Below are 2,522 nucleotides of genomic sequence, written 5' to 3' on the forward strand. Positions count from 1 at the left end.
GGCCAGCCGGTTGAAGCCGAGCGTCGCTTCGACGCGCGGCACGGCGGCGAGCGTGACCGTCAGCCCGCCGGCGGCGCGCATGTCGCCGAGATCGGCGGTCAGGTCGGACAGCTGGATCTGGTCGGCGCCCGAGGGATCGGCGGCGACCAGCACGGTGCCGCGCAGGGCGAAGACGCCGGGCCGCGACGACGAGGTGGGCAGCTTCACCCCGATCCGCGCCAGGCTGGCGTCGAGGTCCTTGCCGACCACCGAGATGTCGCCCTGCAGGCCCCCATCGGGCCGCAGCAGCCCGCCCAGCCGCGCCTCGGTCGCATCGAGGCCGACCGTCGCTGTCACCGGCAGAGCGCCGAGCGGCGAGCGCGGCTGCAGCGCCAGGTCGAGCGTCATCGGCACGCCGGCGACCACGCCGGTGCCGGCGATCGCGGTCGGTGCGCCTTCGCCGCCCGTGGTCAGCCGCGCATCCACGGTGTCGATGCCGATCTGGCGGCCGGCGCGGCGGTCGAGCCACAGGATCGAGCCCTGCCGGATCGACGCCGCGGCGGCGGCGAAGCGGTGGCCAGTGCCGGCGCCCAGCCCGTCCCAGGAATGGCGCCCGTCCGGCAGCGTCTCCAGCGCCACGCTCGGCTGCTGGAAGGCGATGCCTTCGACCTCGATGCGGCCGAGCAGCAGCGGAAACAGCGCCACCCGCAGGTCGACATCGGTCGCCGTCAGGAAATCAGGCACCTCCGCGCCGGGCACGCTGGCGACGCGGATGTCGCCGGCGGTGAGACGCGGCATCGGCAGCATCTCGAACGAAACCGGGCCGTCGATCGCCACGGCACGCCCGGTCAGCGCACCGATTTCCTCGGCGATCCGGCCGCGATAGGGCGTCCAGTCGATCTGCCCCGGCACCACGAGCACCGCGGCGACGAGCAGGACGAGAAGGATGAGGAGACCGAAGAGGAGTTTCTTCACTGCGCCCAAGCGTCGTCTGCGGGGATGCGACTCCGGGGCATGATCGGAAATCGCCTGATGGAATCACAATACAAAACAAACATTGAGACAAAACAGCGGGACAATCGGCTTAGGACAACCTTGTATCGCGCCGGACACCACCGGTCGAGCGGCCACCGTTTCGGCCCGGCATGGTTTCGGATAGTGTCGGGGCAGGCCGTCGTCAGGCGGACCGGCACGGGACAGCGAGGCAGGCGGCCGATGGGGGACGTGATCAATCTGCGACAGGCCCGCAAGGCCAGGGACCGCGCCGAGAAAGAGGCGCAGGCCCGCGAGAACCGCACCCGTTTCGGCCGCACCGGGGCCGAGAAGCAGCGCGATGCCAACGAGGCCGAGCGCGGCGACCGGACCCATGAAGGCCACCGCATCGAGGACACCGAAGACCCGGACGGAGGCAAGGCGTAGATGCGGCCCATCATGCGCATCGCGGCCCTGGCGGCAGTGCTGGGGCTGATCCTGGCCGGCTGCGGCGGCCCCACGCGGCCGCCGGCCGGTGGCGGCACCGGCGGCGTCGCCACCGATTTCCAGCACCTGCCCGGCTGGGACGAGGATGATCTGGCCGCTGTCATGCCGGCGGTGTGGAACACCTGCAGCGTCTATGCCGGCAAGCCCGCGGGCACCCGGCTGAACTACAACGGCATCTCCGGCCCGGTCGAGGACTGGCGGCCGATCTGCGACGACGCCAACCGCCAGACCGGCCGCGACCGCACCCAGATCCGCCGGTTCTTCGAGGCCTGGTTCACCCCGGTGACCCTGACCGGCCTCAGCGGCGGCCAATCCGGCCGCTTCACCGGCTATTTCGCGCCCGAGCTGAACGGCAGCCGCGTGCGCGGCGGCGCGTTCCAGACGCCGCTGTACAGCACCCCGTCGCGCGACCGTGACCGGCGCCAGAGCCGGGCGGCGATCGCCCGTGGCGCGCTGGAGGGCCGCGGCTACGAGATCGTCTGGGTCGACGACCCGATCGACGCCTTCTTCCTGGAGATCCAGGGCTCCGGCAAGGTCCGGCTGACCGATGGCAGCATCATCGGGCTGAAGTTCGACGGCCAGAACGGCCAGCGCTACAAGGCGGTGGGCCGGGTGCTGGTCGATTCCGGCGTCGCCACGCTGGACGAGATGTCGATGGGCTATATCCGCAACTGGATGCTGGCCAACCCCGACCGCACCCAATGGCTGATGAACCAGAACCCGAGCTACGTCTATTTCCGCGAGAAGACGGCGGCGGATGTGGTCGGGGCGCATGACGTGCCGCTGACCGCGGGGCGCAGCCTGGCGGTCGACAAGGACTACATCACGCTGGGCACGCCGATCTGGCTCGATATCGAGGACGACCCGACGGTGCCGAACCGGACACTGCGGCGGCTGGTGCTGGCGCAGGATATCGGCGGCGCCATCCGCGGCCCGATCCGCGGCGACCTGTACTGGGGCGAGGGGCATGACGCCGGCAACCTGGCCAGCGCCATGAACGCGGAAGGCCGCGCCTTCATGCTGGTGCCGCGCGCCACGCTGGGACTGGCGGCGCCGGCCCGGTA

3 protein-coding genes are annotated in these 2,522 nt (G+C 71.1%); 2 read left to right on the forward strand and 1 reads right to left on the reverse strand.

Annotation, left to right across the window (positions count from 1 at the left end; genetic code table 11):
• A partial coding sequence (locus AC3XYG_RS29440; protein WP_489143436.1) for an AsmA family protein occupies positions 1–954 on the reverse strand: 954 nt, incomplete at its 3' end.
• Between the two features lie 240 nt (positions 955–1,194).
• Between AC3XYG_RS29440 and AC3XYG_RS29445 the strand changes: the two genes are divergently transcribed.
• Positions 1,195–1,398: a DUF4169 family protein gene (locus tag AC3XYG_RS29445; protein WP_489143437.1), complete on the forward strand. Its 204-nt coding sequence runs from the start codon at positions 1,195–1,197 to the stop codon at positions 1,396–1,398.
• Positions 1,399–2,522: murein transglycosylase A (gene mltA / locus AC3XYG_RS29450; RefSeq protein ID WP_489143438.1), on the forward strand; the 1,124-nt coding region annotated here is incomplete at its 3' end. It abuts the gene before it with no gap.

The organism is Inquilinus sp. (assembly GCF_057815775.1).